Origin of the sequence: Bacillus sp. 275 (genome assembly GCF_001999205.1) — a bacterium.
Taxonomy (GTDB): Bacteria; Bacillota; Bacilli; order Bacillales; family Bacillaceae; genus Bacillus; species Bacillus velezensis.
The window spans coordinates 3,650,393-3,671,791 of the sequence record NZ_CP019626.1 but is presented as its reverse complement, the minus strand read 5'-3'; the positions used below and the strand labels follow the sequence as shown (position 1 = coordinate 3,671,791).

The 21,399-nt window shown below is 50.8% G+C and carries 2 protein-coding genes; both read right to left on the bottom strand.

Annotated elements, in window-relative coordinates; genetic code table 11:
• Position 1: 1 nt before the first annotated feature.
• Positions 2-15,616 (bottom strand): SDR family NAD(P)-dependent oxidoreductase, encoded by a 15,615-nt coding sequence (locus BZ167_RS18025; protein ID WP_077392168.1) that lies wholly within the window; start codon positions 15,614-15,616, stop codon positions 2-4.
• A 51-nt stretch (positions 15,617-15,667) separates the two neighbouring features.
• Positions 15,668-21,394, bottom strand: coding sequence for a type I polyketide synthase (locus BZ167_RS18020; protein ID WP_077392167.1), 5,727 nt, complete (start codon positions 21,392-21,394; stop codon positions 15,668-15,670).
• Positions 21,395-21,399: the final 5 nt, after the last annotated feature.

Below are 21,399 nucleotides of genomic sequence, written 5' to 3'. Positions count from 1 at the left end.
ATCACACCTCGCTTATTTCAAACATTGCTTCTGTGCCCGCCTCATTTTCTTCCGCTTCGGACAACTGTGCTTTTTCAGGCCAATACCGTTGTTTTCGGTATACTGTCTGGCCGCCTTTCGGTTCCATGGCCGCTTTTCGCTCTTTCGGAATTCCTTCGTTGCTGACAATGATATGGGCGTTATTCCCGCCCAAACCGAACGCGCTGACCCCGGCCCTGAGTATCTCTTTTTTTCCGTTCCACCGCTTCAGCTCAAGCACAGGATAAAGCGGAGAATCTTTAAATTGGAAGCGGGGGTTCGGTTTATGGCAATGCAAAGTCGGCGGCAGTTCTTCATTGGCAATCGCCAGCAAAACTTTGATGATTCCCGCCGCACCCGCCGCACTCAGCAAGTGGCCGATATTGCTTTTGACGCTTCCTACACCGCAAAATTGTTTTTCATCGGAATAAGCAGACAAGACATTGGTTAATCCCTTTAATTCAATCGGGTCGCCGATCAATGTACCGGTTCCGTGCGTCTCTACGTATGTCATGGTGTCCGGATCGATTTCCGCTGATTGAACCGCCTGCTCAATCAAGTCCTGCTGCGCCCGGGGATTCGGCGTCGTCACGCCCATTGTGCTGCCGTCATTATTTATCGCAGAGCCGTCAATAACGCCGTATATTTTATCTTCGTCTTCTATCGCTTTTTCGAGCGGCTTCAGCATCAGCACACCGCAGCCCTCTCCGATTCCTGTTCCGTCCGCATCGGCATCGAAAGATTTTGAACGGCCATTTGGCGATAAGATTCTCGCCGCGCTCATTGTGAGAAAAGGTTTTTCATCAAGCAAAATGTCAACCCCGCCCGCAAAGGCCGCTTCCGCTTCTCCATTTTGAATGGCCTGCACGGCCAAATGAATTGCCGTAAGCGAACTGGAGCAGGCCGTATCCACGACCAGGTTGGGCCCTGTAAAGTTATAAATATGCGCCATGTGTGCGGTAATAAAATTTTGCCCCGCGCCAATAATCGCGTCTTTTTGCAAATATTGAAATTTCTGATGAAACGCACCTGCCCTTGCACCGGCAAAAACGCCGATACGGCGGCCCCAGAGATCCTCTTTTTGATAACCGGCATCGGCCAAAGCTTCCGCGCTCACTTCGAGCCACTGCCTTTGCAGCGGGTCTATCATCGGTGCCAGCGTTTCTGAAATATTGAAATACTCCGGATCAAATTGATCAATATCGTGAATAAAACCGCCCCATTTACTGATGCTTTTTCCTTCTTGATATTCACCCGGCTGATAGTGTTCCCCGGCGTTCCATCTGTCCGGCGGAACTTCAGTGACGGCATCCGTTCCGCTGCGGAGATTCTTCCAAAATTCTCTTATATCCCCCGCTTTCGGAAAATGGCAGGCCATGCCGATGATCGCAACCTTTCCCCGTTTCCCGGGGTTATCTGCCGTTTTTTTGCTCCGTTTCAGCGTCTTCTGCAAAGGGACCTTCTCCGCGGGAACTGCTGCATCTGCCGAAAAAGCTTCCGGACAATGTGCGGCTAAATAATCCGCGAGCTGTTCTATGGTAGGGTGTTCCAGAAGGACAGTCGGATCAATTGAAACGGACGGCAGTTTTTGATCGATCTTTGTCAGCACTTGCGCCAGAAAGATAGAATCCATTCCGTATTCCTGAAAAGGCACATCGATATCCATATGCGTTTCATCGATACTCAGCTCTTTTGCCAAAAGCGACCTCAGCCAAGATTGAATATCAATCCGGTTATGTTCCCGTTTTTTGGTTTCAGGGGGTTTGGAAGCTGCTTTCATTCCTTTATTGGCGGCTGGCTTGGCGTTTTCCAGCGCTTTGATGTCCCAATCATGTTTCACTTGTGCCGGCAGCACGACAGCTCCGGGTCTTTCTCTTAAAATGTAATCAAGCATCTTGAGACCTTCCGCGTCAGAGTGCCGCAGCAATCCCGTTTGCTGATACATCCCGCTTTTTGTATCCCTGCTCATGCCCGTCTCATCCCATGCCGGCCATTGTATGCTAATGATACCGCTCTCATTGTTTTCTGCAAAATAGTCCATGTAAGAATTAGCCATCGCATAATCGCTCTGACCCGTCGCAAGAATCGGGACGGCTGCCGAGACAGATGAAAACAGGACGAAAAATGCCGGCGCACCATCCTTTACACTCTCATACAGACTGTGAAGGCCGTCTGCTTTCGGGGCGAGCACCCGCGCAATACTGTCTTTGGATTTGCGGAGAAAAGCAGGGTTTTCACGGTCCGCAATTCCCGCGCAATGCAGAATGCCTCCGACAGGTCCGAGCGTTGAGGTTACCTCTTTTATAAGCCGTCCGACGGCCTGCTTATCCGTCAGATCAACTGCTGAGACGCACACTTTTACGCCTTGTGATTCCAGCTGCCGGATAAGCTGTATTTTTTCCGAAACGACAGGGTCTGTTTGCTCAAGATCCCACTCGGTTTTCGGCGGCAGCTCCTTTCTGCCTGTCAGAAGCAGTTTCTTCACACCGTATGCGGAAACGAAATGCTTGGCGCATAAAGCGCCGAGTCCGCGCGTTCCTCCGGTTATCACCAGGACGGCGTCTTTTGGAAACGCAGTCCGGTCTGTTTGCACGGCTTCTGGTTCAATCTGATCAGTCTGCCGAAGAACATAGCTGAAGCGCATGCCGTCCCTATAGCAAACAGCAGACTCCGTTAAGTCTGATTGAATTTCTTGTTTAATAAAAGCGGCTGTCTGCTCCAGCGGCCCTTCAGGATCAATATCGGCGTGACAGGTGAGAATATGGCTGTATTCATGCCGCAGCATGCGATAAAGCCCCGCTTTTTCAATACCATGCATAACGGCAGCCTTATTTTTGAAGGCTTCAAGCCCTTTTGTAAGGTAAAGCATTTTCATGTTTTCTTGTCCGCGGCCGTATTCAATCAGCTGCTGCAGCGATGCCACCCAGCTGATGTCCTGCCGCTTTTGTCGGGAGCCGCAGCCGGTGAAGTCAATAAACCCGGAATAGATGGCCGCGTTCGGACCCTGTAAGAAAGAGATGAGCTGATTTTCCTGCACAATGTCAGCATCATTCAGCTGTTTTTTCACCTCGGCGGCAAGGTCTTTTGTATCTTCAGAGACGATGAGCGCTATTTTGTTGTTGAACGGCTCGGATGAAGACACTGCCTCGCACGGTTCCCATGTTTTTTGCAATAATACTGTTTTTTGATTCGAAAGCGGCAACTGCTCCCGTTTCGGCACCCAATAGCGGTCGGCTCTGAACGGATAGGAGGGCAGGCTGATGCGGCGCGGCTTCCTGTCCGTATACAGCTGCTCCCAATCCGTGTCAAATCCGTTTGCCCAGAGCCGCAGCACTTTCCTGTATTTCTTTTTCTCAAGCCAGGCGCTGACGAGGTCAGCAGCGTCTTTATCGTCTGAGAACATGGAGATCGTGTTATTCTCGCGTTTTTTACGGCCGCTGATGATATCTTCGCTGTTTTTTCCCATCAAAAACGCGTTCAGTTTTTCAGTCAGTTCCTCTGCGGAGCCTGCAATGATTCCCAGCCTCGCTTCCATCGCATCCCGTCCGGTCTGCAGTGTGTATGCGGCATCTGCAAGATCGATATGGCGGGATGATCCGTTTTTGATAAAGTCGCGAAGGAGACGCGCTCTTTCTTTCAGCCGCTCTTCATTTTTAGCCGACAAAACAAAAAGAGATGACGCTTTCTCACGGGTTTCCTGCTGTTCCGTCTCACTTCTGCCCATGTATTCTTCAATAACGATATGCGCATTGACACCTCCGAAACCGAATGAGCTTACACCCGCCCGGCGGGGCAGGACCCGGCCGTTTTCATCACGCAGCGCTTCCCACTCCTTTGTTTCTGTCACAATGTAAAACGGGCTGTCCTTCAATTTGATATGGGGATTGATGTTCTCGCAATGCAGACTTTTGGCGAGCGTCCGATGTTTCAGCTGCATCAATACTTTGATAACGCCCGCAATACCTGCTGCGAGCTCCAAATGTCCGATATTTGTCTTCACTGAGCCTATCCCGCAATATCCGCCCGGCGCCCCGTCTGTTTGGAAAGCTTTTTTCAATGCATTGATCTCAATCGGATCGCCGAGTGCCGTTCCGGTTCCGTGCGCTTCTATATAAGTGATCGTTGAAGGGTGAATACCGGCTTTTTGATAAGCGCTTTTCAGCACATCCGTCTGAGCCTGCGGATTCGGCGCGGTAAGTGACGCTGAGCGTCCGCCGTGATTTTCCGCTGTACCGCGGATGAGGCCGTAGATGTGATCCCTGTCATGCTCTGCCTCTGAAAGCTTTTTCAAGACAATCATGCCGGCACCCTCTCCTCTGACATAACCGTCAGCCTGATCGGAAAATGTTTTGCAGCGCCCGTCTTCACTAAGCATGCCTGCTTTTTGAAAACCGATATGCCCTTCAGGCGTGACGATCGTGTTGACGCCCCCTGCGACCGCCATATCACAATCTCCCGTTTCAATGGCTTTTACCGCGCGGTGAATGGCGACTAAAGAGCTTGAACAAGCGGTTTCTACCGGCTCGCTCGGCCCGTGGATATCAAGAAAATAACTCATCCGGTTCGGCCCGACGGACGGCACGATTCCGGTCATCGTATACCCCTCGACAGGAAGACCCGCCTTATTGATTAAAGTTTGATATCCGCTTCCCAGTGTGCCGGTGAAAATGCCGGTTTTTGTTCCGGCAATCCGTTTTGCTGAGTACCCCGCGTCTTCAATGGCTTTCCACACATACATCATTAATAGACGCTGCTGAGGATCCATCATTTCAGCTTCTTTCGGAGATATCCCGAAAAACAGCGGGTCAAACCCGGCGATTCCATCTATGAAACCGCCCCATTTAATTGACGTTTTATTTGCATCCGCTGCCGGATCGCCGTAATATTCGCGCCAATCCCAGCGATCTCGTGGAATTTCTGTGATGCAATGCTCTCCTTTTTGTAAACGTGTCCAGAATTCATCTATGTCTTTCGCTTGCGGAAAAATACCGCTGATTCCGATAATGGCTATCGGTTCGGTTTTTTCTTCTGATTTTCCTTTTACGGATACGGGCGTTTCCCGCTTGACATGAACGGCCGCCGGAGCTTCAGCTTTTCTTATTCCGGCTTTTGGAGCGGTTTTTAAACGCTCTCTTTCTAAGCCGCTGAATGCTTCTTTCCATTCAGATATCAAATGGCCGCTCAGTTTGCGCAATGTCGGAAATTCAAAGAAGATAGTCGGGCTGAGCTCAAGCTGATAAGACCGATTTAATAGATTTGTAAATTCAGTGAAAATGATCGAATCAAATCCGTATTCCGTCAGTTCGCTGTCAGCCTCGATATCTTTCATGCTTACCTTTAAAAGATCTGATACATGCCGCTTTAGTTTCTCTTGAACCTGATCTTTCAGATCTGTTGCATCTGCCACTGCCGGAGCTTTTCCGGCGGCGCTTTGTTCTTCGCCCAGATCGAAAATATGGCTGCGGATCCGTTTTTCGTCGCCTTCTGCCACCATGACCTGGTGTTCTCCGGAGGCAAAAGCGGCGTAAAGCGCTTGGATGCCTGAGGCCGATCGCATGGCTTTCATTCCGGTCTGTTCGTACATCAGCCGTTCGGTCTCTTTGTCCACGCGCATACCGCCCTCTTCCCAAAGCGGCCAGTTGACGGACAGAGTCTGCCCGCTCCGCTCGTTGTCCCGCACGAGACGGTTCCGGCGGGCTGCATAAACATCCATAAATGCGTTGGCTGCCGCATAACCGGCCTGCCCCGGATTTCCCATACCTCCCGCCAAGGAAGAAAACAGAATGAAAAAGTCCAGCCGCACATCTTTCGCTGCTTCATCAAGATTGATAAGCCCTTTCACCTTCGGCGCCATGACGGTCTTCCGTTCGTTTTCTGTCTGGTTCAGAATGTAGTTGTCAGCGATCACGCCGGCGCCGTGAATGATCCCGTCGAGGGTTCCGTGCTCCTCCTGTATGCCGCGGACGAGGGCGATGACCGCCGCCCTGTCTGTCACGTCTACCGATTGATACAATACGCGGGCACCCGACGCTTCCAAGCGCCATAAGCGGGCGGAGCGGTCTTCATCAAGCGCTTCCGCCCTTCCCGTTAATACGAGGACGGCGTTTTTGACGCGGGAGGCTATTTCTTCAGCGAAAATCAGTCCGATGCCGCCCGCTCCCCCAGTGAGGAGGTAGACCCCTTCGTCTTTCCACGGAACGGCGCCGCTTTGAGGGGCAGGCAGGTGACGCCAGTTTCTGACGAGACGTTTGCCGGCTTCATAACGGATTTCCGCTTGTTCAGGATGCGCCCGGTTTTCTTTCAGCTTGGCAAGAAGCGCTGATGCTGACTCGCCCGGATCGGCTTGGATGACTTGGCCGTACAGCTTCGGATGTTCAAGGTGAGCCGTTTTCAGAAAAGCGGCCAGCCCCGCCAATACATTGTCTTCCCCCCTGTCGGGGACAAGAAGCTGGATCAGCGTTTTTTTCTTCTGTTTTTCTTTGATAAGACGCGTGACGATCGCTGACAGCTTCGCCGCGCAGGCGTCATAACGGTCTTCAATCGGATCTTCGCCGTCAGCCGCACATACGGCGCCGCTTATGTCCTCAGCGTTCATTCCGCCATACAGCGTCACGTATCTGAAAGACTCTTCTTGTCCGCCGCCTTCATCCGGCGGTGATTCCTGCCACTTTGGCTGAAGCAAGAGCGGTTTTTCCTCCGTTTCCTCTTCCAGAAAACGGGCGGTGAGCCCCGTCAATCGGACACATACCGCGCCGTTTTCATCACACAGCTCAATATGATAGGCGCCGTCCGCTGAGGAAAGCACCGCCCACATCGTCTCCCGGCACGCAGAAAACACCTGCATATCCTGCAGGGCAAACGGCAGAAACGGCCGTCCGGACGCGGAACCGTCTGAGAGCACGAGACCGATAGAAGCCTGAAGGGCGGCGTCCAGCATGCTCGGATGCAGGATGAACGGCTCCTTTTCCTCGCGGGCGGACGGCGGAAGAGTGAGCTTCGCGAGCACTTCTCCGCTTCCGGCATAGACGGCGTCAAGCGCCTGATGAGACGGTCCGTAGGTGATGCCGAGGCTGTCGAACGCTTCATAGCACTCAGCCTTTGACAAGTGACGGCCGCCGCAGCGCGCCTGAACCGCTTCCACATCGAGTACCGGAGCACGCTCCGTCTCTTCGAGCACGGCCTTTCCCTGGAAAAAGACAAGCGGCTCTTCTCCTTCGGCATACGCTTCAAAAGCAATGTCTCCGTTTTCTTCCGGCTGAAGCTTTACATGAAGCGTCACTCCTTCAGAAAGCGCCGTCACCGGACGGAGCCAAACGATCTGTTTGAGCCTTACACCCGTTTTCCCGCCGGCCAAGTCTTCGGCGGCAAGCGTAACGGCGGCCCGGGCCATTTCTAAAGCAGCCGCGCCCGGAAGCACCGGTTTTCCATTGACGATGTGATCGGCAAAAAACGGTTCATGCCCTGAAAAAACAGAAGTAAAGCGCTGGGCGGTAAAGGTCGATGTATTCGCGTGGAGCAGCGGGTGAAGCTTTTCACGTTCGTCTGAATTCCGGCTTTCAAGCTCTCCCTGAAGACGATCGGACGCCCAATACGTCTGCCTGGCAAACGGGTAGCCCGGCAGATTGCCGATTCGCGGCAAAGGTCCGCCATAAAGCAAGTCCCCTTCGATTTCATAACCTTGACAATAAAAATCTGCCAGCACGCATAACAGCTCCTGATATTTTCTATGGTCAGAATATGAGGCGCTGCACTTGCCGAGCACTTCTATTATGTGCTCCTGAATATGCTGACGCCCTGCAAAGTGCTGCGGTACTTTTCCCGAAAACACATAAGGATGATGTTCATTAAGCTTTGCCTGCTTCCATACATACACTGCGTCATCAGCATCTTGCACTACTATGGCGGCGCGATGGTTAAAGTGATGCCGTCCTTTTAACAACGTATAGCTGAGCTGGGCCAGATCATTTTCTTTCAGTCCGCCATTTTCCGCCCAAGTGATCATCTCTTCGATTTTTTCCTGAAGGGCCTCCTCTGTTTTTGCAGACAAAGTCAGTAAATATGCAGGGGCATCACGATGAGGTGAAGCGCTGCGCTTATAGCTTTCCATAACGACATGGGCGTTTGTTCCGCTCATCCCGAATGCGCTGACTGCCCCCATTCGGTTTTTACCCGGCAGAGAAGGCCACGGTTTACCCGTTTTATTCACATAAAAAGGACTCTTCTCCCAGTTGATATAGCGGTTTTCCCCGCTGCAATGCAGACTGGCGGGAATCATCTCACGGGAGAACGCCTGTAAAAGACTGATTAAACTGACAATGCCTGATGCGGCAAACGTGTGGCCGATATTGGTTTTAATTGATGTGAGCGCGCAAAAAGCTTCTTCGTTTGTATAGGCAGAAAATGCGTCATAAAGCGCGTTAATTTCCACCGGATCACCGAGTTTTGTACCTGTGCCGTGTGTGACGATATATTCGATATCTTCAGGGTTGATACGGCCCCGGTCATAAACGGAAGTAAGCAGCCGGGTCTGCGCGACGCCGCTCGGAGCGGTAATTCCGTTTGTTTTCCCATCATAATTGATGCCGCTCGCCCGAATCACCCCGTAAATCGGATCACCATCTTTTTCCGCCTCTCTCAGCGGCTTCAGAACAACCGCCGCGGCCGCTTCCCCCGGAACCATGCCGTCAGCCCTTTTATCAAACGCGAAGCATTTCCCGTTTTCCGACAGCATTCCGGCTTTATCTATCGTTTCAAAAAAGTCCGGGGTATTCATGATATTCACCCCGGCCGCAACAGCTGTTGTGCACTCTTTATTCTGCAGGCTTAATACCGCCTGATGGACAGAAACGAGCCCCGAAGAACATGCTGTATTTATCGCCATCACAGGACCTGATAAATTCAAGTGATAAGCCAGCCGTGCCGCCAAAATACCGTTATGATGAGACGTGACATTGCCTTTGTCCCGTGTTAAAAGGTGATAATCTCCTTCTTCCGCCCCCACAAACATACCGATCGTCTGCTGCTTGATGTGACTGGCGCCGTAGCCGGCGTCCTCAAGGGCCCTCCACGCTTCCTGAAGAAGCAGCCGCTGTTTCGGATCCATCGTTTCAGCTTCCCTCGGCGATATTTCAAAAAATAAAGGGTCGAATTCGTCCGCCCCCGGTACAGCACCGAGTTTCCATTTTGAACTTATGAAGCCTTTTTTTGCGACCGGTGCGACAACGTCCTTTTCCTGAAACAGAATATCCCACAGCTCGTCCGCCGTGCGCGCCTGAGGAAATCGGCCGCTCATGCCGATAATGGCAATGGAATCAGCTGCCTGACTGCCCTCGGTTCCGGCGTTCAGCTTATTTCTTCCCCTCTGCTTCTTTCGCTTTTCCGTTCCTGCCTTTTCAAAGACAGATTGATCTGCGGATTCAGGTTTCTTTTCTTCATAGACATGCTCCATGACGGACTGGTGTTCCGTCAGAAAATAGCGGACGACCTTCTCCAGTGTGGAATGTCCGAAAAACAGGGCCGGTGTCACTTCAATTCCGTAATGGGCGGACAAAGAAGAGGCGAATTCCGCCAAACTGATAGAATCAAAGCCGAAATCAGCCAGATTGTCAGCGTCCGTCAGTCTGTTCTTGTCTATTTTCAAAAGCCCCGCCGCCAGTTCTTTCACATCCCAGCTTACGCATTCTTCCAGTGTAAAGCCTTTCATTTCACTCCGCCTTCCTGAAAACGGGACGTTCCTGTTTACAGAACCCGAAATCGGCCGTTCGCCTTGATCTATCTGCAGGAAACGTTTGGCCCTCGACGGAAAACCGGCCAGGACGAGATACTGGCTGGACGGCTGGACTAACAATGTTTCAAAAGCTTCGAGTCCTTCCTCAGTGTATAAATAACGCTGTCCGCTTGATTTTAAATACATATCGGTGCTTTCCGCCGTGCCGACATGCATCCCCCCTTCTTTCCAAAGCGGCCAATTGATTGCAAGTGACTTGCCGCTTCTGAGCCCGAGGCTCACAAGTTTATCCCGATGACGGACAAAAGCCATTTGGAAGCGGTTCCCCATCGCGTAGTCACAAGAACCGAAGTCTCCTAAAATCGCTGAAGAAGAAGAGAAACAACAGAAGAAGTCAAGCGGCTCCCGTGACAGAACCTGATCTAACACCGCGGTGCCGTCCGCTTTTGGCGATAAGACTTGCTGAAAGGTTTGCAGATCTTTCTCCAGAATGCTTTCAGTGCCTTGAAGACCTGCAGCGTGAATGACACCGTGAATCGGCCCGCATCCTTTCTCTTTCACTTCTTGCAAACCTTTCTCCATCTGGGCCTGATCTGCGGCATCCGCCTGCACGTAAAACACCTTGGCGCCTGATTCTTCCAATCTCTTTATCTTGTTCAGCACCGGGCCGGCTGCCGCTGATCTCCCCGTCAAAATGAGCGTAACCGATCCTTTTTCAGTGAAATATCCGGCAAATAACAAGCCTAAACCCCCGCATCCGCCGGTAATCAAGTACGTTTTTCCGCTCTTTATCACACGCTTCTCAACAGGGGCGATATCCGTCTGCTTCATTTCCATGACGTGGCGGATTTCCCCACTGTACATGACACTGCCGAACGACTCGCTGTGAAGTTCTTCACATACGTTATGGATCAGCTTTTCAAACGGTCCTTTTTGTCCAAAATAAACCGCGGCCGTATCTGTCTCCGGCAAGATCAGTTTCAGCGACCGTTCCAGCCCGATCCATGACTCGGCGTAACTGATATCGGTATCGCTCCCGCACTGAGCGGAAAGAAGGATCCGCCTCGGTTTAGAACGCAAAGAAGCAGCTGCGCGGATCACATGATACAGAACGGAATAGTCTTTCACGGCCTTTTCATCTTCAAGCGGCCATCCATATAAAACGGCATCCGCTTTGCCTGCAGCCGTTTCAATATGCCGAAACGTTTCTTGATATGCTTGTCCGTCAGTGATTTTAATTTGATAATGCGTGTTTGAAAGCTTTTGAGTTTCCTCACCCTGTGAAATAAAAAACACGCCGGCTCCCGGATAAAGGGTTTGTAAAGACTGATAAGCATGCTTTCTGGCAGCTTCTCCCGTAAGAAAACAGATGACCGTTTTCAGCTCTTCATGAATAGATTTCTTCAGAGGCTGCTGCGTCCACATTTCTTCAAATATCATCATCTCGGATTGTTCCTCTTGCCCGTGATCCTGCTGAGACGGCTGTCTCATTCTTATCCCTTTGATTTCTGCGCAGACAGTGCCGGTTTCGTCACAAAATTGAATGTCACAGCCGATTTGATTCTTTTTATTAATATACATCCACATGCCGGATGAGCACGGACGCATGACGCGCAGTTCTTCAACCGCTTCAGGCACGATATGGACTGACGGCTCCGTTTTTGCCAGGACATGAAAAGCTGCGTCCAGAAATTCCGGCGGCAGATGATATCCCGGATTACAGCCGCTTTCATCTGTGAGAGCAAGCTTCGCCCAAACCGCACTTTCTCCCGCATAAAGCTTTTCAACGGTGCGGAACTCCTTACTGATCGTTACACCTGATGTGCCTGGTGTTTCATAATCGAATGACAGCGGGCGGCAGTCTTTTTGTAAGGAGGCAATATCAAGCACGCGGGATGGCTGTATGTTCCCTTGTCCGATGATTCCATAATGATGCAGCTTCTCTTCGTCACTGTATATTTCATAATGGATGCCTTCCTCGTCTTCAGACAGAAGGGAGAGATTGACGCCCGCACCGTGATGTCCGCCGGTAATCGGGTCAGTCCATGCCGCCGTTCGGATCCATATCTCTTTTTCTTCAGAGCTGTCTGCCGCATGATGAAAAGCCGCAAGCGCCATTTCTAAATAAACGGCTGCCGACAGAACCCGCTCCCCGCTCACATCCTGGAAAACGTGTTCCCGGCCTGTAAAAGATGTATGATAGCTTTGCTCCGCCAAGGTTGACGTATTTTCATGCAGGAAAGGATGCACATATTCAGTTGTTCCTGTTTTTGGTTCTTCCCGCTTCATCCAGTAGCTTTCTTTTGCAAATGGATAAGACGGCAGACTGATACGATGCGGCAGCGCGCCTTTATATAAAGATGCCCAATCGACGGGCGCCCCGTGAACCCAGGCATTCAAAAGACTGTCAAATTGACGTTTTTCCATCCATTCACTGACTGTGCCTCCCGTCTCCGTGACAGCACTATCACTCCGGCCCGTAAACACCCCGCTTACAGAACCAGCATTATTCAGAAAAGCAGTCAGCTTCTGTTCCAATTCAGAAACAGAGTCCGCTGTCATCGCCAGCCGTTCTTCCATCGGGACCCTGCCGACTTGAAGGGTAAATGCCGCGTCAAGCAGATTCGCATCTGTAATTGTTCCGTTTCCGGCGGCATCCGACAGCAACAGAGCCCGCTCGCGCAAGCGGTCTTTATCTTTTGCCGATAAAACAAAAAGCGCCGGACGGCCGGTGTCTGCCGAAGTCATTTCAGCCGGTTCATACTCTTCTATCAGCAGGTGGGCATTTGCACCGCCCGCTCCGAAAGAAGATGTACCCGCGATTCTCGGATATTCCCGTGTTACTCCTTCAGATTCTATGACCGGCCGTCTCCATTCCGCTGTTTCCTGCTGCACGATAAAAGGAGAAGTTTCAAAATCAATTTCCGGGTTCAGCTGCTTTGAATGCAGCGACGGCACCAGATATCCGTGTTTCATCTGAAGAAGAATTTTGGTGACCGCAGCAATGCCCGCCGCACTTTCCAGGTGACCGATATTGGATTTAACAGAACCGATGGAACAAAATTGGTTTGCATCCGTATAGCGGCGGAAAGCCTTGGTTAACCCTGCGATTTCAATCGGATCTCCCAAGGAAGTGCCGGTGCCGTGGGCTTCCAGATAGCTGATTGCTCTCGGGTCAATCCCTGCCCGCTCCATCGCGTCTGCGATCACTTCTCCTTGTGCTTTCGGATTCGGAACGGTGAACCCGTTCGTTTTGCCGCCGGCGTTCAGAGCGCTTCCTTTAATGACACCGTATATATGATCATGATCTTCAACAGCCTTTTTCAACGGCTTTAACACGATACAGCCGACGCCCTCTCCGTCAACAAACCCGTCAGCCTTATCACCGAACGCTTTGCACGCGTTTGACGGTGACAGCATTCTCATAGAAGAAAGTCCGATATAATGAACCGGATCTGTAATCAGGTTTACGCCGCCGGCAATCGCGCATTCAGATGCACCTGTTCTGATGCTTTCTGCGGCGAGATGAATGGCGGTTAAGGATGAGGAGCATGCGGTATCGACCGCGATGCTCGGACCGTGAAAATCAAACACATAGGATACGCGGTTCGGGATAAAGTGGTAGTGGGCCCCTGTCGGATAGTTGCCGTTCATAACACCTGCAAAGACACCAACCTTTTTACCGGCGCATAGTGAATCAGGGGTATATCCGGCATCCTCCAGGGCCGCATAAGCGGTTTCCAGAAACAGTCTCTCCTGCGGGTCCATGCGCTCCGCTTCTTTCGGGGAGATTTTAAAAAACAGCGGATCAAATTTATCAATATCTGTTAAAAAGCCGCCCCACTTTGTATACATCCGGCCTTCCTTACCTTTTGTCTCATCATAGTAGTCCCGCCAATCCCAGCGGTCTTTCGGAATTTCGGTGATTCCGTGTTCACCGGTCTTTAACCGTTCCCAGAACTCATTAACATTTTCAGCTCCGGGATACCGTCCGGCAAGACCGACAATTGCCACTTCAAGGTGTTTTGACGGCGGTTCGGAAGCAGGCGGCGCTTTTTCAGAAAAAGATGCCGCTTGGCGCTTCGTCAATCCGGCGCTTTTTTTACGGCTTTGCTTTTTCTGTAAAGTGTGCGGCGCCTTTTCGGCTTCTTTATTTGTCTTGAAAATCCCAGCCATATCTTCCTGTCTTGAGCTGACGAGATATTCCGCTAATCCGCCGATTGTCGGATACTCGAAGAACAATGTGCTGCTGATATCAGGTATGTCTTCCCGCACGCGGTTGGTCAGCTGTACGATTAAGATGGAATCGATTCCGTATTCTTCAAGGGGCGTATGGGCTTGAACGTCCTCAATCGGCATCTTTAAGATGGCGCTGACGATCTGTTTCAGATACTCTGTGCTTTTTTCAAGCAAAGAGCCGGATGATGCCGCTTCAGTATGACGGACTTCTTCAGAAAATTGCGCATGCAGTTCGCGCTCCTTCGTTTCAGCCAAGAATGCGGCAAGCTCTTCTATCGTCCGGTATTCAAAAAACAGCGTGCTGCTGATATCAGGGACGAGATCCCGCAGCTCATTCGTCAGCTGAACGATCAGAATAGAGTCAATGCCGTATTCATCCAGAGGAGCCAGCGGATTTATCTCTTCTGCCGGCATTTTTAATACTTTTGCCGCAGCCCTTATCAGAAAAGCCGCTGTCTTTTCCGAAAGCCCCTCTCCCGCTTGTTTGATGGGGAGCTGACGATCAGAGGATGTTTGCGGTACGTTTGATTGGCGCTTTTGCGCGGTGTAAACTTCCCTGCTCTGCCTGATGACTCCGTTGCTTTTCGCCGTGATAATCTGCTGGGTGTGCAGACGTTCGTTTTCAGCCGGAAATTGAATGGAATGAAAACCTTCAGCCATTAAAACGGATTTCCATGTTTCCGGATAAAGACCGGGGCACCCCGGAATCCGCAGCGCCTCGTCTTCGTACAGCCACCAGCCCTCTAATAAGCCGAATGTAACATGTGTAAACGGCGTATGCCCGCCCAGTTCATTAACGAGCAGCAAACCGTCCTTTTTCAATACGGCTTTTGCCGTCCGTAAGGTTTTCCGGATATTTTTGGTGGCATGCAGCACGTTTGCGGCAATAGCGAGATCGTAGGTTCGCAGATGTAATCCCTGGCCCGCCGCAGGCTGCTCCACATTAAACAGCTGATACGTCAAATACGGATTGTCCGCGCCGTATTCCTTTTCGGCATGCATTAAAAAAGCTTTTGACAAGTCGGTATAACAGTATTCCTGAATATGGTTTTGATAGGGGCGGAGCTTTTTAAACAGTGTGCTGCTCGTTCCGCCGGTGCCCGCTCCGATCTCCAGCAGACGGATGTTTGCCTCAGGATTGTTTTTCATTACATTTTCCACATACATACACGCTTCATTTGCCAGCACATCGTTGTAATAATCAGCGAGAATATTATGCTTATAGATTCCTTCAACAAGCTCCATTGAAGAATCGGGAAACATCACGTCAGTGGCTTTTGTTTTGCCTGTTAAAATGTCAGGCAAAGCTTGAATGACGGTATCCGCCAGCAGAACCTGCGCTTTCATATCCGGATCTTTCAGCCATTCGTTTTTCTTCTTATGCCACTCTTCCCAAACCGCGGCCGTTTCACCGCTTTTAAAATCGCCGTCTAAAAGACGGATGCTTTCTTCCAGCCAGCGTTCATATAAAGGCAGACAGGAAGCCGCCGGCGCTTCGCCGGTCAGACCCATTGAACGCAGCGTCACCCGCAGCACTTGCAGCAAAAGCCGATTCAATTCTTTCATTTGATTGCTTATTTCTGTTCTTAAGGATAACTGTGTACGGTCTTTTTGTTTGTCTCCCTTACCCAAAACCTTATCCTCCTAAGAAAATTAAATTTGCTCCGTCATTTTGACAGGCAATCAGATAGTCACAAATTCATGAGGGTTCATTCCCTCGATCGGAATCGGCTGCGTCAGCTTCATCAGCCCCATGCGGGAGATCGGCTGCGTCAGCAGAGTTTCCAGCGCCTGCATCCCTTCCGCCCGGCTGATCAGCCCGAGACCGATTGCACTCAGTCTGTCAAACTCTTCAGAAATGTGATTGTCAGCCCGCTCCCAATAACCCCAGTTCATCACTTTGACCCGGCATGACAGCCGTCCGGAAAGCTCATGGGCAAATGCGTCTTTAAATGCGCATCCCGCCGCATAATGGCTTTGATTCGGATTCTTAATATATGAAATAACCGAAGAGAAAAAGAGAATAAAGTCCAAAGACTCTTTCGCAAATACTTCGGCAATGTTGACGGAAATATCCACTTTCGCCGCAAGGCCGGCGTGAAACTGTGATTCTTCCATATCTTTTACGCTTTCATTCGCAAATACCATCGCTGAATGAACGACGCCGCTGATGGTGCCGTATGTGTTTTTAATCTGTTCATAGGCGCGCTGAAGCGATGGAAGATCAGAAGCATCTGCGGCTATATATTCGGGAGCCGGGCCTGATGGCCGGTACCGGTCTATTTTTTGGCGTATCCGGCTGTCCAGCGGCCGCCTCCCGATCCAGACGACTCGGGCTTTATACGTCGTCACCATATAATCTGTCCAAACCTCGCCGATGCCTCCCGCACCGCCGATGATGACATATACGCCTCCATAGCGGTAAGGAACACTTTCAGACGGCCCGCTTTGGACCGGAAGCAATTGAGGCCGGTACCATTCCTGATGTCTGCGCACCCATGCTTTACCCGTACGGTCGCGGGGCAGGCTGAATATGTCTTCTGCGGGGAAATCCCCCCCGTCTTCAAGATCGGCGAGACGGATGTGCCAGCTCGGATGTTCTTTAGCGAGAGACCCGACGAAACCGTGCACACTGGAATGAGCGGGACGCACCTCATCATATTGGGTAATAGGCTGTGCTTGGTGCGTAATCACCGTCATCCCGAGCTGCTCTTTTCCATACCCGAGACCGATAAGAGCTTTGGCCGCTCTGAAAATTTGCAGCACCCCGCTTTTTTGATCATGGCTGTCAGAATCAGCCGGCTGAGGGGCAAACCAGACCATATGCTGAATTTCACCGAGACGGCGGAGCCGATCAGATATCACTTCAACGGAAGCACTTTGGCCGATATCAAATCGCACAGCTTTAGGAAACAATCGTAAAACCGCGTCCGCCTGCCCGTCTGTACCGCCTATGATGACCGCTTTTGCTTCAGAAATGGGGAAGCCGGTTTGGTTGTCTATCGGTTCCGCGTCCCATACCTGCATCAGTTTGACGGCTCCGGTAAGGTTACCCGGGAGATCGTATTGCTTATTATCGGTAACGGCCGGTTCACTTTCGGCCATCCGGGCAGAAAATCCTTTTATCCTTACACACACATTGCCGCGTTCATCACATATATCAATGTCCATTCTTCGCACGGCCGGTGTTTCATGCGTCACAAACACGGCAGCCCACATGTTTGGCCTGCACGGATGAAAAACGGTCAGTTCATGCAATTCAAAAGGCATTAACGGCTGCTCCGGATAACCCGCTTGATCTTCATTCATAACGCCGATGGCCGCCTGAAAAGCGGAATCTATCAGACTAGGATGGAGCACAAACTGTTCAGCCTCATCAGAAACGGAAGCAGGGAGCACCAATTTAGCCAAGGCTTCTTTTTCCCCGCAATAAATGTGATCAATTCCTTGATGTGAAGGTCCGTATACAATTTCCGTCTTTGCAAACGCCGCATAGCAGTCTTCTTTTGACAGCACTTTTTTGCGGCATCGCGCTTTCAGCTGTTCAATATGCAAAACCGGCGCCTCAGACAGCGGCTCAATCACAGCACTGCCTTCACAATAAATGTCTGAATCATTTTCATTGCTGTACACTTGAAATGAAACATTGCCGTTATCCTCCAAAGAAAGCCCTGTCGTCATACGCAGCGTCTCTTTTTTGTGAACGGCCTGGCGTATCCAGCTGATATACCGCAGCGAAATGCCGGTTTTAGCCGTGTATTCAGCGGCTAACGGCGCGGCAGCCAGTTCAGCCGCGGCTCTCGCCATTTCAAGATAAGCCGCCCCGGGGAGAACACGCTTGTTTCGGACGATATGATCGGCTAAGAAGAATTCATCTCCGTTCAGTATCGTACTGAATTTTTGTTCTAGCAAATCTGATGTATTGCGGTGAAGCAGCGGGTGAAGCCTGCTTTCTGTATTTACGGAAGTGACGGGATGATCGGGCTCCGGTATCCAATATCGTTCCTTTGCAAACGGATACGTCGGCAGACTCATCCTGCGCGGTTTCTCCTCCTGATACAGCCGCGTCCAGTCTATCTCAAATCCTTTTGACCACAGCTCCGCAAGTTTTTTGTAAGTGCCGCTGTCCATCCATTTTCGGATCAGCTCCTCCGTATCCTGATCATCATTCAGGAAACCCCTGATTTCCGTTCCGCTGTCAGACCGCCCTTGAAAGCAGCCGTCAATCTGCCGTTTTTGTTCTGTAAATTCAGTTAATTTCCTGATCAGGTCTGCTTGATCGTTCACTAAAAAAACAAGCCGCTCTTCCATTGCCAGCCGTCCCGTTTGCAGCGTATACGCCAGTGACCGCAGGGAAAAAGATTCATCAGGCTGCTTATCTAAGCCGGACTGACCGAAAAGACCGGAAAGAATATTCTTATGTTTCTCATCGTTTGTAAGACATTCTGCTAAAGTCCGGACAGAAGTATGCTGTATGAGATCAGTCATGTCTATTGCCAGCCCGTATTGATCCGTCATCAGCTCAGAAAACTGTGTCAGCTGCATGACATCCAAGCCGAATTCCTTCCAATCCTGTTCATCATCTACCGAGCCGGCCGCAACATGCAGAACTTCGGCCAGAACACCTCGCAACGCATTTTCCAGCTGATTTTGCATTGTATCTATTTTGTCATGAAGCGGACCGCTTCCTTCAAGCGCTTTATCTTTGAGAAACATCAGCAGGCGGGCAGCGTATTCCTTCAGCCGCTCCGGATTTTTCGCTGACAGAGGCACGATATACGGTCTCTCTTGATCCTCCGTAATACCGGGGTTTTTAGGCCTGTACTCTTCTAAAATGAGATGAACGTTTGAACCCGTCGCCCCGAATGAACTGATGCCTGCGCGTCTCGGGCAGGCATGTTCACGGCCGTTCTCTGTATACGCCGGCTTTTTCCATGACTCGGTTTTTTGCTGCACGTAAAATGGCGAGTCCTCTAAACGGAGATACGGATTAATCGTCTCTGAGTGCAAAGAAGGGACAAGCGTTTTGTGAAACAGCTGCAAAACCGTTTTATGAAGCCCGCTGATCCCGGCAGCTGATTCCGCATGTCCGATATTCGATTTAACGGAACCGATCGCACAAAATTGCCGATCCTCCGTAAACGTGCGGTAAGCTTTAACAAGACCTTGTATTTCAATCGGATCTCCTAAAGAAGTTCCGGTTCCGTGCGCTTCCACATAAGAAATCGTCCGGGGATCGATCCCCGTCTTTTCAAGACATTCAGCTATCATATCCCCCTGCGCCACGGGGCTCGGCACGGTAATCCCGCTGACGGTCCCCACGTGATTGACGGCGCTGCCTTTTATCACCGCATAAATATGATCCTTATCTTCTTCGGCTTTGTGGAGCGGCTTCAGCAGCACGGCTCCGATGCCGTCAGCTGAGACATAGCCTGTGCCTCCTTCGCCGAACGTGCGGCACAGCCCGTCACTCGAATGCATATCCATCAAGCCGTATGTGATATATTTTGTCGGGTGCAATGATAAATTGACGCCTCCGGCAAGAGCTGCTTCACATTCACCGCGTCTCAGACTTTCCGCCGCCATATGGACGGCCGTCAAAGATGACGAACACACCGTGTCAACCGCCATGCTCGGCCCGTGAAAATTGCAAAAATATGAAACCCGGTTTGCGATCGGCGCATAGTTCAAGGGATAAGGAAAGACCAGCCCTTTAGCCGCAGCTTCAGCGCCGGCGAGAGAATAATCCATATGCATCACCCCGGCAAACACACCGACGTTCATTCTCTTATTCGGCCCTTTCGGCTGAACGATTGTTTCCGGGGTGTAGCCCGCATCCTCAATCGTTTCCCAGCATGTTTCTAAAAACAATCGTTCTTGCGGATCTTTAGCTTCTGCCTCCCGCGGAGAAATCCGAAAAAATTTCGCATCAAAACAATCCGGATCGTCTATAAAACCGCCCCATTTGGAAATCGGCTTGCCGGACGGCGATCGCAAATGCTCATATGTCCTCGTATCCCAGCGGGAACGGGGCACTTCCGTTACGCTGTTTTCTCCATTTTTTAAATTTGTCCAAAATTCACGAAGATTTTTGGCGCCGGGGTACCGTCCCGCCATCCCGACGATCGCAATATCTCCATTCTGCGTTCCGGCTGACGCCGATTTTTTCACGCGGATTTGGGTCGTCCTCTTTTTTTCCCGGTGCAAAGGCTCAGCACTTGAATGCCCGCTTTGAGCATGGCCGAAACCGGCTCCGTAATGTTCGCACAAATATCCCGCCAATTCCGCGATTGTCGTGTATTCAAATAACAGTGTCGGCAGAAGCTGCGTTCCGATTTTTCGTTCAATTTCCTTTACCATGTCCAACAGCCCCGGAGAATCCAGCCCCATTTCATAGTAGCCGATATCCGGGTCAATCTCTTTCACAGGTTTGTTCAATCGGGCGGCAAGCAATTCTTTTAAATAAAGGATGCACTGTTCAGTAAGGCCGGCGGAAGCCTCCGTACGGCGGGGCTCAGAAGGCGCCGGTTCCGCTTGCGGAGCCGGGACGGCATTCCGCCCGTCAGGTTCTTTCTTTAGCCGTTTCTGATTGATCAGTTCCGGGTCCCTCACCAGTTTATTGGCGAAGTTTTTCAGTTCGCCGACTTTTCTGCCTTCCTCATTGAAAAACTCCATTGTCACGTAAACGAGATCTTTCTTACGGGTGACGGATTCTTTTTTTATCTTGGTGATACATGTTGTCTGCAGCAATTCGGTGCAATAAAACGATTCATAAAACAGCGGCAGAAATAATTGCCCCTCCTCCCTCGTCAAAGGAGCGAGATATACATTGGAGCCGATGCTGCTCGCATCTATCAATGCGGGATGAAACATCGCCTCTTCTGCATGTTCCAGGTGATCCTTTTGCACCGACAGATCAATATAAATCTCTTTTTCATTTTGGTAGACGCTTCCGCAGCCTTTCATCATTCCTGAATGAACCAGTTCTTGATCCCTGCATTCCGCGTAAATGTCCTCAAGCGGTATTTCTGCCGCCGTTTGTTTTACGGCATCCATCCGGACGCTCTCTTGGAAGCCGGCGGGCTTGACGGAATGCATTTGCGCCGCGGCATATACCTTTGTCTCTGCTGCTTCGTCACCTTGTTTTTGCCCTTTCACCTCTACCTTCCACTGCCCTTCGCCGTTCTCTGTACAGTCAACGGAAAGCAGGATTGTTTCTCCCTGTTCAGGAGCTAAAGGGTGAAAAATCGATAAGTGCCTGAGTTCAAGGCCGGCATGAAAAAAACCGTTTTCTCTGAAAGTCTGATAGATCAGGTCAATATAAGCCAGACCCGGCAGCAGTTCCTTTCCATAGGCTTTATGATGTTTCAGAACGGGATGCTGATTGTTAATAAGAAACTGCTCTTGCATATGAA